This window comes from Betaproteobacteria bacterium (assembly GCA_016194905.1).
In the GTDB taxonomy this organism is placed as follows: domain Bacteria; phylum Pseudomonadota; class Gammaproteobacteria; order Burkholderiales; family JACQAP01; genus JACQAP01.
In genome coordinates this window covers 46,373-58,956 of the sequence record JACQAP010000031.1, presented here as the reverse complement: position 1 = coordinate 58,956, position 12,584 = coordinate 46,373, and the positions used below count along the sequence as shown (strand labels likewise).

Below are 12,584 nucleotides of genomic sequence, written 5' to 3'. Positions count from 1 at the left end.
GATTCCTTGCCATGCAAGTGCTCGCGCGCGTCGTCGAGGCCGGCAACTTCACCAAGGCGGCCGATACCCAGAGCATGCCGAAGGCGGTCGTTCTTCTCCGAAGCAGACTTTCATCGTTGAGGTAACCGGCCGCCGGATTGCGAAGCGCGGAGGGAACCGACGAGCGCAGCTTGTTTGCGGTCTGGGCTGGCCCTGCTAGGGTTGATATGCGCTATTTTTTCCTTAACTTGCTCTGCCGAGACCGACCCTGTCGCCAAAGAAGGGAGAGCGCCTATCTGTTGCAGGAGTCCCAAGCGGTCAGGCTGGAGCCAGGCTCGAATAATTTTGCCGTCTCTGACTTGATAGATGACGATGGCAGTTTGAGTCACCTGCTTCTGGCTCGGCGGAAACCCTGCAAACGGGCCCATGTGAGTAGCCTGAAACTTCCATCTGACCGCGACCCGATCTCCCTCGGCAATCAGATCTTCAAGATCAAATTGGATATCGGGAAACCCGTTTCGAAGCGCGACAATCGTGTTGGCAAATTCAGATGGACCCTTCTCACCGCGGCCGCCGACAAAATCGTCGGCAATGAGCTGCGCAAGTAATTCCACTTTTCCTGGATTGATGCAATCTTCGTAAAGTCTCCGAACCAGCCGTTTATTTTTCTCCGGGGTTTGAATTGCCGACATCGCGTTCGCTCCATCAAGAGTTGTGAATTGAAGAATACTTGGGATTCCCGTCAGTTGCCGCTGCCGTAGGGGCGGGTGAGGATCTCGAGGAGATGACCGTCCGGGTCCTCGAAGTACACCCCGCGGCCGCCATCACCGTGGTTGATCTCGCCGGGCCGGGTCTGTCCAGGATCGGCCCAGTAGGGGAGGTCGCGCTTGCGGATCCGGCCGAAGATCTCGTCGAACTCGGGCTCGCTGATCAGGAAGGCGTAGTGCTGGGAGGCGATCTCGCCGTCGGCATCCATGAAGTCGAGGCTCACACCATTGTCGGTTTCCACTATCCGGAACGGCCCGAAGCGAGTCGGGGCGGGGAGGTCGAGGATCTCGGCCAGGAAAGTCGCCGACGCCTGGCTGTCGTGAACGGACACGATGGTATGGTTGAGCTGCACGGTCATGGAGCGTTCCTCTCGGTTGTTCCCGCCATTCCCATCGGAATGAAGGTAGTTGTCATTGGACCTGTGCCAGTGTAAAACCTTAACTTAAGTTGAGGTCAAGCACGAAAAGCACATGAAGAAAAAGAGGCGAACATGGGCAACATCGATCCGAGTGACTACGGCAAGGAACTCACCGTGGGCGAGGTCGCAGCACGCAGTGGCGTGGCCGTCTCCGCGCTCCACTTCTACGAATCCAAAGGTCTGATCAAGAGCTCGCGCAATCAAGGCAATCAGCGCCGCTATCGACGTGAAGTGCTGCGCCGCGTGGCCGTCATCAAGGTGGCGCAACGCGTCGGCATTCCGCTGGCGTCGATTCGCGAAGCCCTGATGACGCTGCCGGAGAGGCGCACGCCCACGGCCGCGGACTGGAGCAAGCTGTCGGTCAGATGGAAAGCGGAGTTGGACGATCGAATCACCAAGCTGACGCAACTGCGCGATCAGCTCAACGAATGCATCGGCTGCGGTTGCCTGTCGATAGAAATCTGCCGGTTACGCAACCCCTGGGACAAGCTTTCCGAACAAGGACCCGGACCGAGGTTGCTTGATCCGGACTAGCGTATGGCCCGGATGGAACAACATGCAGCCCTCATCGCGGATCGCGCGGCCGGCAAGCGCCCGAGGTAGTCGATCATGGCCGTTGATCCCGGTGTACGGACTTCAACGACATTTGCCGACACTGCGGACATTGTTGATTCGAACGAGGCGGTCGCGATCTAAACTTCCGACAGGCTAGCCGGCGGATGCGTCGGCGCTCCGCTCCGGGGTGCTCCGGGCGGCAGCGCCTTGCGGCGAACTTTTCTCGTTCGTTTTCTTTCGCGTGCCGGTCCGGCGGGAAAAAACCGCGTGGTCCAGCCTCTCGGCGGCGGCAAGACAGTTGTCGAGAAGCCGGCTGGTACGGGCGGATTCCGGCGAGTCGTCCCGCATCCAGCAAAAGACTGTCGTCAGGTAAATCGTGGTCAGTCCGGTCTCTTCCAGCGCACGCCGCAGGTAAGTGGCGTCGCGGCGAGCGGCTTCGCGCATCCACTGCACCGTACGGCTGACTCGCATCAGCCCGGGTATCTGGATTTGGATGTGACCCGGTTCCAGCTTGCCGTAGATCATCTGCCGGGTCGCTTTGCGGTGCGGCGCAAGCGCGCCCAGCCAGGCCATGATCAGCCGGTGCAGGCGACGGCGGGGCGTCAGCTCGAGGAAGTCGGCCGCTTCGGCCGCCTTAAGCATGGCGCTGTCGGCGCGGTCAAACCAGGCGTCGACCACGTCTTCCTTTTCGCGGAAGTGGTGGCGCACTTCGTCGAGGGTGATTTCCAACTGCGCCGCGACATCGTGCAGCCGCACCGCTTCCCATGAGTTGCGTTCGGCCAGCTCGATTGCGGTGTCCACGATCCGGTCCCGCACGTTGACTTTGGTTGCCATGGCACACCTCCATTGGGATGATTTTCCCCCAATTCGGGGAATCAGGGGGGGCGGGCTTGCGGGAACCAGGTGGGTCACCCTTTATGCAATATGCAACGGAAAGCAAACGGGCCCCATCGAGACCCGCTTTCGTCTCTTGACGATCGTAAACTATATGTTTACGATTACGTTCGTGATTCGTTCGTTTGCATCTTCGGAGGCCGAACGCTTCTTCGCAACTGGAAAGTCGCGGCGGCGAGTCTGTTTTCGATTCGAAAGCGGTGACGCCTTCGACGTCGAAATCGTCGATTACCACTGAGGTGGAAGAGTTATGGCTATCAAAAACGGCTTGCCCGCGGTGCATCCGGGGGAGTTTCTCAAGGAGATGCTGGAAGAACTCGGCACCTCGCAGGCGAAGTTCGCCCGCACAATCGGGGTCTCGTCAATGCGAATCTCTCATGTCGTCAAGGGCACACGGCCGGTCACTGCGGAACTCGCCCTGCTGTTCGGCAGGGCATTCGGGCAGTCGCCGCAGTACTGGCTGAATCTCCAGGCGGCCTACGATCTCAAGACTGCCGAGCGCGGCATGAAAGGCCGGTTGCGTGGGGTGCGGCCTCTTGCTCATGCGTGAGGTCTCGGCGGCCGACTCGAAGGTATGGGCCTGACTCTCCGGCTTCGTGCGGGCATATCAGTTCGCCGGAAAATTCGCCGCTCTCATTCGTTCCGGACAGGCGCGTTGTAGCGCTGGCGCGCCGTCGCTACAGCATCACGAGAACGGTCAGCCCCCCGGGCCTGTTCTGCTCGATTCGCGCATCGCCGCCATGGTGCCGCGCAATCTTACGCACCAGCGACAACCCCAGGCCGGTGCCGGTCGCGTCCGCGTGCCGCGCGCGGCGGAAGGGTTCGAACACCGTTTCGATCTCTGTCGCCGCGATGCCTGGGCCCTGGTCGCTCACGCGCAGCGCGGCGCGCCCGCCTTCCCGGCTCACCGATACGCTCACCGGTGGCTTGCCGTGGCGCAGCGCATTCTCCACCAGGTTGCGCAGCAGGCGCCGCAGCAGCGCGGGGTTGCCGCTCACGATCACCGGCTCGCCGCCCACGCTGCAGCCTTCGTAGCGCGCACCTTCCTCCGCGGCGAGCGCGAGCAGGTCCACCTCTTCTTTTAATTCCGGCTCGCTGAGCGCGTCGAGCCGGCTGCTGAGCAGGATGCCTTCGATCAACTCGTCGATCTCCGCAATGTCGCGCTCCAGCTCGGCTTTGCGCCTGGGGTTGGCGTCCTCCTTGAGCAGCTCCACGCCCAGGCGAATGCGCGTGAGCGGGGTGCGCAGCTCGTGCGAGGCATTGGCCAGCAGCATCCTGTGCGCGCTGAGCAGTTCTTCGATGCGCGCGGCGGCGCGGTTGAAGCTCATGGCCAGTCGCGCGACTTCGTCGTGCCCCTCGACTTTCACGCGCGCCGAAAGATCGCCGCGCCCGAGCGTTTCCACCCCGTCCTGCAGGCGTTCCAGACGGCGCGTGAGGCGGCGCACGACCGGGTGCGCGGCGATCGCGACCACGATGAACAGCAGCACCAGGGCGACGACAAGAGCCAGCCCCGGACCATGTCGGAACGGGCGGTCTGTCGCTTCCCGGCGCGCGACCAGCCAGCGCCCGTCCGGAAGCCGAACCGTCCCCGCCGGGTGGCCTCTCATGTGCGGAGCGAACATGCCGCGGGCGATCTCTTCTTCCGGCAGGGACAGGGGTGCGCCCACGGCGGCGAGGAGGCTGCGGTCGGCTGCGAACAGCGACACGTCCGCGCGCAGGCCGGCGCTGATTTTTTCTAGCGCGGCCTGCTGCCCGGTTTTGTCGGTGGAGGCCGGCGGCAGGATGTTCTGCGCAAACTGCGCCACCATTTCGCCGCCTTGCCAGACACCGGCAGCGTCGCCCAGCGTGCGCCATAGCAGGCCCGCGGCCAGCGCAAACACGACCAGGCTCGCCAGCACGGCAAGGTAAATCCGGAAGTACAGGCGTGTCATCGGCAGTTCAATCCTGCTGCCGCGCGAACACGTAGCCGCTTCCGCGCACGGTGACGATCCGGCGCGGTCTCTTCGCGTCGTCCTCGATCGCGGCACGGATGCGCGAGATGTGCACGTCGATGGAACGGTCGAAGGCTTCCAGGGTCTCGCCCTTCAATTTTTCCATCAGAGCTTCGCGCGAGAGCACGCGACCGGCGCTTTCCGCCAATGCGAGCAGCAGCGCGAACTGATGGCTGGTCATCTCGCGCGACACGCCGTCGATGCGTATCGCGCGGGCGCCGCGGTCGATCTCCAGCCGGCCGAAGCGCAGGACATCAGCGGCGATGCCTGCCCTGCCGCGCCGCAGGATCGCGCGCAGCCGCGCCAGCAGTTCACGCGGTTCGAAGGGCTTGGGCAGATAATCGTCCGCACCCATTTCCAGACCGACGACGCGGTCCATCGCATCGCCGCGCGCGGTGAGCATGAGAATCGGCAGCGCCGAATCGGCGCGCAGTTTGCGGCACACGTCCAGGCCATCCATGTCCGGCAGCATCAGGTCCAGCACCAGGGCATCGAAGGCTTCGCGCGACGCGCGGTCCAATCCGGTGGCGCCGGTTTCGGCCACGGTGACGCGATAGCCCGCCTCGCCCAGATATTCGCTGACCAGCGAAGCCAGGCGCGGGTCGTCTTCGATCAGGAGGATGCGGCTGGATGCGGAGTGTGTGGCGGGCACGGTGAGCCTGAATTTACCCGCACGGGCCGGGCTTGTCGAAGAGCTTCGACAAGCCCGGCCCGTGCGGTTGGATCGTTGGATGCCGGAGCGGCCGCTCAGCCGTGATGGAACCGGTGGCCGAAGTGCTGCGCGAGCTCGGCGAGTTTCCTGCGTTGTTCCACCGTCAGCACATCGGCTGCGTCCGCCAGTGCCTGGGTCAACCGCTTCGTGGTGGCGTCCACCAGCGCGATCTGCTCGGCGCGAAGGTTCTCGATCGCGGCACGGTCCACCTTCTCGGCGCTCATCAGGTCGATGGCCTGCTGGTGTGCACTTTTCACCTTGCCCCGCAACGGCGCGAGGTCGTGGGCGGCACTTTTTGCAATGGCAGTGAGCTTGTCCTTCTGCTCCGGCGTGGCATCCACTTCAACGGCAAGATGCTTGACCATGCGCTCGACGTGCTCGTCCAACTGCGCGGGATCCATCGTTTCCGACATCAGACTGCCGGGGCCATGCGCGAAAGATCTGCCGGCATAGCCGCCGACAAAGCCCGCAGCCAGCGCCACCAGCAGGATGAATAGACCGCGTCCGAAGCGTGCGCCGCCGTGGCCGGACCGGCTGCAGCGAGATCCGGAGGATTGGGGGGAGGTTTCCAGGGTTTCCATATCAGTGTCTCCGTGAAGAGGGTCGGGCACCATTGCCCGATGCCGCCACCTTGGCGGCGGGACGTTAACGGCCGTTCTCGCGAAGGTAAAGATTTGTAAAGCGGCGGGGCTTCGCCAAATTCAGGGCAACGAGGCCGGTAGCCGTCGCGCCAAGCGCTGTTCGACCCAATCCCGCGTTGACCGCCCAATACCCCGGCGTTGCAGGGCGGTTCGAAATGATTTCGTATCTTTCCTATCCGCGCGAACCCTTCTTCAATGTAGACGACTACTCCTCACCCAGTGTCAGCCTGGCATGGCTGCGAGCCGTTTGGCCGAGTCGGTCAGTCCAGACAGGATTTTATCGAGGACATTCGGCGGGAAACCATCGGGAATTTCGCGCTGGACTGAAGCCACCACATCCGGCGTTCGCTTTAGGATCTCTTCTATGAGCGGCTCGGCATTTTCGCCCATGCCGGTCAGCGCCGCAGTTTCGTTGAAATGCCGCCGGAGAATTTCGCTCATGCGGTAATGCTTGTTCTTTCCGCGGATGGCCATCGCCAGCCTGAGGTCCTGCCGGGCAATGTTATTCGGCCCCTTGCCGACAATCGGCCAGAAGGAGAGCACGTCGTAAAGCGGCGTCAGGCGATAGCGGCCCTGGCTCAGGATGCGAATGCTGAAATTCTTTGCATGCCCGTCACCCGCTGCGAGCATCCAGAACACGATCTGCGCTATGAGCAGTACCGCCAGGTCTTTCTCCCTGTCGTCGGAACCGCCGAGTATGCGTGCCAGTTCCGGGATTCCAGGTCCTCCGTCGGCTTCGTACTTCCTCGTGGAGGGCAAGCCCAGTGCCTGGCAGAAGTCCTCCTGAACAAGGCGAAGCCAGTATTTCCCGCTGGAGTGCAACAACCTGTCGAAGCGCTCAACGATGAGTACCTTCTGCGACCCGAACCGCGCGATTTCGCAGTCCGCAATGGGGATGCCGTATGCGCGAATTATTTTCGAGCACAGCCATTCGTTTTCCACCGACGAGCGCATATCCGCATTGCGGCCGCCGACGAGGCCAAGCGGAAGTTTGAAAATGTGCGTCGTCGGGGTGCTGCCCAATGGCTCGCACCATTTGCGCTTGTGATACAGAAACGCCGTTTTTTCCTGGGCGCCGGCAATCGAGATGCGGAATTCGTCTTGCGCAAGCTCGCGCAGTCGCACGGAAGAGACGGTTTGCTTCAGCCTGGCTTCGATCTGGGCTTCGCCAAGCGGCTTTGCGTCGATCGTCCGGATGTCGCCCGGTTGTTCGCCGATGGGTAATAGCTGGACCGCCCCCACGCAATCGCGGCCGATTGCGGTGAGCAGGTCGAATGCGTTGCGGGAATCGGTTCCGAACTGGTTCTGGATTCTCTGGCGGATCGAGTCGCTGTCGGGGAGCAGGTTGTCGAAGTAATTGGCGATTGCCCTGCCTTTGATCGGGGCATTGTCGGGACTGAATGGGATCGACAGGGAGAGTGGACGGCCCTCGGCAGACTTCATCCACCCCGCGTCGTACTGGAATGCTTCTACGCCCCGTCTGGGAATGGTCCACTCACCGGCTCGGTGGCCATTTACCCAGATGGCAAGTTCCCGGATACGGGATTTTCTGCCCATGGCTTACCAGTCGTCCTTGCGCCGTGGTTGGCGATCCTGGACGACCAGATCCAGACCGAGGATGTTGAAGAGGTCGACCAGGCGATCGAATCCGAGTGCGCCGGGGTCGGCTTCGATCTGCGACATGCGGTTCTGGGTGATCGCCAGTTTCGTTGCCAGCGCATGCTGGGTAAGACCGCGCGCGCGCCTTCTGGCCTTGATGATGTGGCCAAGCTGCGTGCTGTTGGTCAGTAGCTGCGTCATGATTGATTTATCAGTATCGATGATAAACGCACAGTATCAAGATTGCTGATATACGTCAAATATCATTAATACTGATGAGCAGGTTTGCCCTGCATCCTGCTGTCGCGCCTGATCACGCTTTCCATGCCGCCCGCCGGTCGCGGCGCGTTTTCGGCTACGCTAGGCCTCTTGTTTCCGAACCGGAGCTTGTCATGCACTTCAAAAACCTTCCTGGCACCGACCTGAACGTTTCGCGGGTCTGCCTCGGCACCATGACCTGGGGCGAGCAGAACACCGAAATCGAGGCCCACCAACAGCTCGACTACGCGATCGATCAGGGCATCAACTTCATCGATACCGCGGAGATGTATCCGGTGCCGCCGAATGCGAAGACGCAAGGGCGCACCGAAACCTATCTCGGCACCTGGCTGGCGAAACAGGAACGGGATCGGCTGGTCATCGCGACGAAAGTCGCCGGGCCGGGCCGCCGCGACTGGATCCGCAACGGGCGCACCGACCTGACGCCGGACGTGATCGCCGACGCGGTGGACACCAGCCTCGAACGCCTGCAGACCGATTACATCGACCTGTACCAGATCCATTGGCCGCAACGCAACGTACCGAATTTCGGCGCGACCGAGTTCGATCCCGCGAAGGAAAAAGACGGCCCCTCGATTCACGATCAGGTGGCGGGCATGGCCGCGATGATCAAGGCCGGGAAGATCCGCCATTACGGCCTGTCCAACGAGACGGCCTGGGGGGTGTGCGAATTTCGCCGGGCGGCCGACGAGCTGGGCTTTCCGGGACCGGTCACGCTGCAGAACAGCTACAGCCTGCTGTCGCGCAATGTGGACAACGACCTCGCAGAGACGCTGTTTCGCGAAAACATGTCGCTGCTCGCCTACAGTCCGCTCGCGGCGGGCATTCTCTCCGGGAAATACATGGGCGGGGCGAAGCCGGCGCGGACGCGCTTCACGCTGTTCGATTCGCTCGGCCTGCGTTTCCGCAAACCGATGGTCTCCGAGGCGGTGGATGCGTACGCGGCACTCGCCCAACGGCGCGGGCTGACGCTGGTGCAATTGGCCCTCGGCTATGTTGCGAGCCGCTGGTTCATGGGGGCGTCGATCGTCGGTGCGACTTCGATGGCGCAACTCGAGGAGGACATCGCCGCGGCGCAATTCGCGCTCGACGCGCAGACGCTGGACGAGATCAAGCAGATTCAGTTGCGCTACCCGAATCCGGCGGCCTGAGCGAAGAGCAGCAAGAACGTCAGACGAGAAAACGGGCACCAATCGGTGCCCGTTTCGTTTGTTCAATTCCGCGGGCCTGCCTCGCGCACCACCCAATCACTTCATCGCATCAACAAGCACTTCGGGGTGGCGCTGTGCGATACGGATAAGGCTCTTTGCCGCGCCGGATGGCTCGCGCTCGCCTTGTTCCCACTTCTGGAGCGTTCGTACCGAAATGCCGAGAAGCTCCGCGAACTGCGCCTGACTGAGCCCGCTCGCGTTGCGGGCGGCCACGACGGCCGGAACTTTCACCCGCGATTTCCGCGCAGCCTTGCCCGTTTTCATCTGCTTCACGCTACGCAGAAGATCCCGGTGGAAGGTCTGTACTTCCGCATCATTTGTTTTCTTGGCGGATCGCATTTTTCAACTTCCAAAAAAATAAAACGGGCATCATCGGTGCCCGTAACGGGTTTCGCGTCCAAAAACCCAGCTAGTCAAGCCTGACTGGGTTACATGCGTGAACCGCTACGCGGTCACGCGCACGTTGTCGTGGAGAAACTCCGGAGCGAAGTCAGCCCCGTTTGGCCACACGAGATTGTGCAACTCGGGGTCGACACGGAAACGCTTGAAGGTGTCCATATCCCGCAGCGGCTCGAACATCGTGCCGTGCAATTCCGGTCCCAGGTCGATGTCACCTTCGACCCCGTCGCTGAACTTCAGGCGCAGCACATATCCCGTCATATGGCGGGCATGGATCAGACGATAGCGCATGTCGCTACTCCAAAGGCTCGATCTTGTTCAATGGCTGGCGGTCCTGTGCCAGCGCCCAGTCGGCGAGCAGTTCTCTCCTGTGGACCACTCGCCACTCCTGCACATGGGCCAGAGCACGCCTGGGAAACTCGCCGCTCACGATGCCACCTTCAATCTCCACGACAACCTCGTGCTCTCCGTAGATAGCGTGAAAATGCGGAGGGGCGTGATCCCGGTAGTACATCGCGATGATGATTCCGAGAAAACGGCTTAACTCCGGCATTGCAAAAGGTTACGCTGACGAGCGATCACAGGCAACCTCATGAGGAAGGCCATATCGCCGATTGCTACTGAGATAAAAGGGTAATGGCGATCAAGAACGTCTTGCCTGCGGTGCACCCGGCGGAGTTTCTCATTCGTGTCTTCGTGTCTTCGTGCCTTCATGGTGAATTGGTTGCGCTTGTCGCTTCTCAGTCGTCGTCCTTGATGCCGGCGCAGTTCGGGCCGAGCCAGAAACCTTTTATGTCCACCAGGACCTTGCCCTTCCCGTCGCCGCGTACCCTGACGATGTTGGCCGAGAGGCTTTCGGGCGTCTTGGCTTCGATCGTCATCTGCGATGTGGAGGCGTGCGGTTCCGGGCAGGTCTGCTCCATCACCAGCCGGGTTTCGGTTCTCGACACGACTTTGCGCGTGCATTTGCCGTCGTCCTTGTCGGCCTGGATGATGCGGTCCTGGTCGAGATTCTCCTGCGTCACGCAGATCTTGTGCGTGAGGGTGACGGGCTTGGCCGCCCGCTCCTTCATGGCTTTCTCGACCTTCGCGCGTTTTTCCGGCGGCATGGTCGCCAGTACGTCCGGCGGGAGCGGATTGCCCACTATCAGGGTGTTCATGCTCATTTGCCACGCGCCGGGCTTGGCGTTGAAGGAGGCGGCGAGCGTTTGCAACGGCGTGCTTGCAGCCAGTGCAACGGCGATCGTGACCAGCGTTCTCGCAAACATGCTATCTCCTGCAGTCAGAGAACTATCGGATTGCAGTTTACTTCAAGGGCACGCTTCGATCGGGGAGCGATAGAGCTTGTCGTTTTGGTTCCGGCGTATCGGCAACGACGTAACCCGAAAGCGCGAGTTCAAATTGACACGCCCGTTTTGCCGGAGCAGGATTCGCACCCTCGCAAAAGCAGCAATTTTTTTTGGAACCGGAGATGACACGATTAACGCACCAGCGGACGAACGAACCACGAGCGCAGCGGCTCGTGCGCGGCGTCGCGCCCTGCATATCCTCAGCGCGCGAGGATCGCTTTGTCTCCGGGAGGATGACGATGGCCTGAGGTCGTGCGTCATCGTGGCCACACCGCGAAGCCCGGAGACTCGAAAGAGCTCCGGGCTTTTGTTTTTTGGCGACCCGGATGCGGTTTTGTCGGCGCCCGCCGCAGATGGTGGCGGGCGCAGGGGGGGGCGGGAGACTTGTGTCCGCGATTTGCAATATCATCAACCCGGAGTGGGAAAGATCATGATGAAAGAGCAGTACGAGAGGATGCTTCCGGGCGCCCGCCTCTGGACGGGCGACATGGAAGTCGAGGCGGATGCGATCGAGCAGATCCGCAACGTCACGCAGCTCCCGATCCTGGCCGGACCGGTGGTCGTGATGCCCGACGTCCACCTCGGCAAGGGCGCGACCGTCGGAACAGTCATCCCGACGCGCGCGGCCATCGTGCCGGCCGCGGTGGGCGTGGACATCGGCTGCGGAATGCTTGCCGTTAAAACCGACCTGGCCGCCGCCGATCTTCCCGAGAGCCTGAGCCGTTTGCGCGCGCAGATCGAGCGCGACGTGCCCGTGGGCATCAACTTCCACAGGCAGCCGCTGGCGCCCGAGGGAACCCGCGAGGCACTCACCCTAGGGAATCGCATGCAGAAGCTTGAGGAGCGTTTCCCGAAGCTGCGCATCCTCGACGAGATGGGCCGCTTCGACGAGCCGCGCATGTGGCGCCAGCTCGGGTCGCTCGGCGGCGGAAACCACTTCGTGGAAATCTGCCTCGACGCCGAAGGTGCGGTGTGGATCATGCTGCACTCGGGCTCGCGCAACGTCGGCAACACCATCGGCCAGTGCGCGATGCACATGGCCAAGAAAGTAGCCGAACGGATCGACCGCAGCCTGCCGCATCGCGACCTCGCGTGGCTGGACGAGGGGACGCGGGAGTTCGAGGCGTACGTGGAAGGGCTCGGTTGGGCACAGGAGTACGCATCGCTCAACCGCGATCTGATGCTGCACCTCGTGCACAAGGCGCTCGCGAAGAACCTCGGACGTGAGGTCGGCTTCGTCGGCGAAGTCACGAACTGCCACCACAACTACGCGCGCATCGAAAAGCATTTCGGCGAGAACATCTGGGTGACGCGCAAGGGCGCGGTGAGCGCTCGCGCCGGCGAGCTGGGGATCATCCCGGGCTCGATGGGCGCGAAGAGCTTCATCGTGCGCGGCAAGGGCGAGGCGTCGTCGTACTGCTCGTGCTCGCACGGCGCCGGCCGTCGCATGAGCCGCACTCAGGCGCGCAAAGTCTTCACCCGCAAGGACCTGGCGCTCGAAACGGCAGGCGTCGAATGCCGCAAGGACGAAGGCGTGATCGACGAGATCCCGTCGGCGTACAAGGACATCGATGCCGTGATGGCGGCGCAGACCGACCTCGTCGAGGTCGTTGCGACCCTGAAGCAGATCCTCTGCGTGAAGGGGTAGTACTACCAAGCGTGAAAAAAATAAAACGGGCACCAACTGATGCTCGTTTCATTTATGCAGTTCTACAGGCCTGACCCGAATTTCCCGCGAATTTCCTGAATTTCCGCTTTCCCCGCTCTGCTCTGACGCGGCGGTGCAGGG

At 62.0% G+C, this 12,584-nt stretch carries 16 protein-coding genes; 4 read left to right on the top strand and 12 right to left on the bottom strand.

Translation table 11 applies throughout. From position 1 onward, the window contains the following. Window positions 1-110: 110 nt before the first annotated feature. Together HY067_21090 and HY067_21085 are read right to left on the bottom strand one after the other, a co-directional pair. Window positions 111-671, bottom strand: coding sequence for an ester cyclase (locus HY067_21090; GenBank protein ID MBI3530449.1), 561 nt, complete (start codon window positions 669-671; stop codon window positions 111-113). Window positions 672-721: 50 nt separating this feature from the next. Further along, a complete protein-coding gene (locus tag HY067_21085) occupies window positions 722-1,105 on the bottom strand; it encodes a VOC family protein (protein ID MBI3530448.1) in 384 nt (127 codons plus the stop codon). 132 nt (window positions 1,106-1,237) lie between these two features. On the opposite strand from HY067_21085, the gene soxR reads away from it, so the two are divergent. Next, complete coding sequence (soxR, locus tag HY067_21080; protein MBI3530447.1) at window positions 1,238-1,699, top strand: redox-sensitive transcriptional activator SoxR; 462 nt, start codon at window positions 1,238-1,240, stop codon at window positions 1,697-1,699. Between the two features lie 174 nt (window positions 1,700-1,873). On the opposite strand, the gene HY067_21075 is transcribed toward soxR, so the two are convergent. Then, window positions 1,874-2,554, bottom strand: coding sequence for a TetR/AcrR family transcriptional regulator (locus HY067_21075; protein ID MBI3530446.1), 681 nt, complete (start codon window positions 2,552-2,554; stop codon window positions 1,874-1,876). Between the two features lie 310 nt (window positions 2,555-2,864). Here HY067_21075 and HY067_21070 point away from each other — a divergent pair, with 310 nt between their 5' ends. Further along, window positions 2,865-3,164, top strand: a complete 300-nt coding sequence (locus HY067_21070; GenBank protein MBI3530445.1) for a HigA family addiction module antidote protein — start codon at window positions 2,865-2,867, stop codon at window positions 3,162-3,164. A 127-nt stretch (window positions 3,165-3,291) separates the two neighbouring features. On the opposite strand, the gene HY067_21065 is transcribed toward HY067_21070, so the two are convergent. The 5 genes from HY067_21065 to HY067_21045 form a co-directional block, all read right to left on the bottom strand. After that, window positions 3,292-4,545 (bottom strand): HAMP domain-containing histidine kinase, encoded by a 1,254-nt coding sequence (locus HY067_21065; GenBank protein MBI3530444.1) that lies wholly within the window; start codon window positions 4,543-4,545, stop codon window positions 3,292-3,294. Between the two features lie 7 nt (window positions 4,546-4,552). Continuing rightward, window positions 4,553-5,257, bottom strand: a complete 705-nt coding sequence (locus HY067_21060; GenBank protein MBI3530443.1) for a response regulator transcription factor — start codon at window positions 5,255-5,257, stop codon at window positions 4,553-4,555. A 95-nt stretch (window positions 5,258-5,352) separates the two neighbouring features. Further along, window positions 5,353-5,898 (bottom strand): Spy/CpxP family protein refolding chaperone, encoded by a 546-nt coding sequence (locus HY067_21055; GenBank protein MBI3530442.1) that lies wholly within the window; start codon window positions 5,896-5,898, stop codon window positions 5,353-5,355. A gap of 282 nt (window positions 5,899-6,180) precedes the next feature. Next, window positions 6,181-7,515, bottom strand: coding sequence for a type II toxin-antitoxin system HipA family toxin (locus HY067_21050; GenBank protein MBI3530441.1), 1,335 nt, complete (start codon window positions 7,513-7,515; stop codon window positions 6,181-6,183). Window positions 7,516-7,518: 3 nt separating this feature from the next. Then, entirely contained in the window at window positions 7,519-7,758 is a 240-nt protein-coding gene (locus tag HY067_21045) for a helix-turn-helix domain-containing protein (protein MBI3530440.1), read from the bottom strand. Window positions 7,759-7,949: 191 nt separating this feature from the next. On the opposite strand from HY067_21045, the gene HY067_21040 reads away from it, so the two are divergent. Continuing rightward, on the top strand, window positions 7,950-8,987 hold the full coding sequence (locus tag HY067_21040) for an aldo/keto reductase (GenBank protein ID MBI3530439.1): 1,038 nt from the start codon (window positions 7,950-7,952) through the stop codon (window positions 8,985-8,987). A 96-nt stretch (window positions 8,988-9,083) separates the two neighbouring features. Here the strand turns inward: HY067_21040 and HY067_21035 are convergent, their stop codons facing one another. From HY067_21035 to HY067_21020, 4 genes are all read right to left on the bottom strand, one after another. Next, window positions 9,084-9,386 carry a helix-turn-helix domain-containing protein gene (locus HY067_21035; protein MBI3530438.1) on the bottom strand — a complete coding sequence of 101 codons (303 nt, stop codon included), beginning with the start codon at window positions 9,384-9,386 and terminating at the stop codon, window positions 9,084-9,086. A gap of 105 nt (window positions 9,387-9,491) precedes the next feature. Beyond that, on the bottom strand, window positions 9,492-9,737 hold the full coding sequence (locus tag HY067_21030) for a DUF2442 domain-containing protein (protein ID MBI3530437.1): 246 nt from the start codon (window positions 9,735-9,737) through the stop codon (window positions 9,492-9,494). 4 nt (window positions 9,738-9,741) lie between these two features. Further along, entirely contained in the window at window positions 9,742-9,999 is a 258-nt protein-coding gene (locus HY067_21025; GenBank protein ID MBI3530436.1) for a DUF4160 domain-containing protein, read from the bottom strand. A 187-nt stretch (window positions 10,000-10,186) separates the two neighbouring features. Then, window positions 10,187-10,714, bottom strand: a complete 528-nt coding sequence (locus HY067_21020; GenBank protein MBI3530435.1) for a DUF3617 domain-containing protein — start codon at window positions 10,712-10,714, stop codon at window positions 10,187-10,189. A 514-nt stretch (window positions 10,715-11,228) separates the two neighbouring features. Here HY067_21020 and HY067_21015 point away from each other — a divergent pair. Continuing rightward, complete coding sequence (locus HY067_21015) at window positions 11,229-12,443, top strand: RtcB family protein (protein ID MBI3530434.1); 1,215 nt, start codon at window positions 11,229-11,231, stop codon at window positions 12,441-12,443. Window positions 12,444-12,584: the final 141 nt, after the last annotated feature.

Excerpts from the sequence above, each read along its gene's own strand:
- HY067_21090 (MBI3530449.1), bottom strand. The coding sequence starts at position 671 with ATGTCGGCAATTCAAACCCCGGAGAAAAATAAACGGCTGGTTCGGAGA.
- HY067_21085 (MBI3530448.1), bottom strand. The coding sequence starts at position 1,105 with ATGACCGTGCAGCTCAACCATACCATCGTGTCCGTTCACGACAGCCAG.
- soxR (MBI3530447.1), top strand. The coding sequence starts at position 1,238 with ATGGGCAACATCGATCCGAGTGACTACGGCAAGGAACTCACCGTGGGC.
- HY067_21075 (MBI3530446.1), bottom strand. The coding sequence starts at position 2,554 with ATGGCAACCAAAGTCAACGTGCGGGACCGGATCGTGGACACCGCAATC.
- HY067_21070 (MBI3530445.1), top strand. The coding sequence starts at position 2,865 with ATGGCTATCAAAAACGGCTTGCCCGCGGTGCATCCGGGGGAGTTTCTC.
- HY067_21065 (MBI3530444.1), bottom strand. The coding sequence starts at position 4,545 with ATGACACGCCTGTACTTCCGGATTTACCTTGCCGTGCTGGCGAGCCTG.
- HY067_21055 (MBI3530442.1), bottom strand. The coding sequence starts at position 5,898 with ATGGAAACCCTGGAAACCTCCCCCCAATCCTCCGGATCTCGCTGCAGC.
- HY067_21050 (MBI3530441.1), bottom strand. The coding sequence starts at position 7,515 with ATGGGCAGAAAATCCCGTATCCGGGAACTTGCCATCTGGGTAAATGGC.
- HY067_21045 (MBI3530440.1), bottom strand. The coding sequence starts at position 7,758 with ATGACGCAGCTACTGACCAACAGCACGCAGCTTGGCCACATCATCAAG.
- HY067_21040 (MBI3530439.1), top strand. The coding sequence starts at position 7,950 with ATGCACTTCAAAAACCTTCCTGGCACCGACCTGAACGTTTCGCGGGTC.
- HY067_21035 (MBI3530438.1), bottom strand. The coding sequence starts at position 9,386 with ATGCGATCCGCCAAGAAAACAAATGATGCGGAAGTACAGACCTTCCAC.
- HY067_21030 (MBI3530437.1), bottom strand. The coding sequence starts at position 9,737 with ATGCGCTATCGTCTGATCCATGCCCGCCATATGACGGGATATGTGCTG.
- HY067_21025 (MBI3530436.1), bottom strand. The coding sequence starts at position 9,999 with ATGCCGGAGTTAAGCCGTTTTCTCGGAATCATCATCGCGATGTACTAC.
- HY067_21020 (MBI3530435.1), bottom strand. The coding sequence starts at position 10,714 with ATGTTTGCGAGAACGCTGGTCACGATCGCCGTTGCACTGGCTGCAAGC.
- HY067_21015 (MBI3530434.1), top strand. The coding sequence starts at position 11,229 with ATGAAAGAGCAGTACGAGAGGATGCTTCCGGGCGCCCGCCTCTGGACG.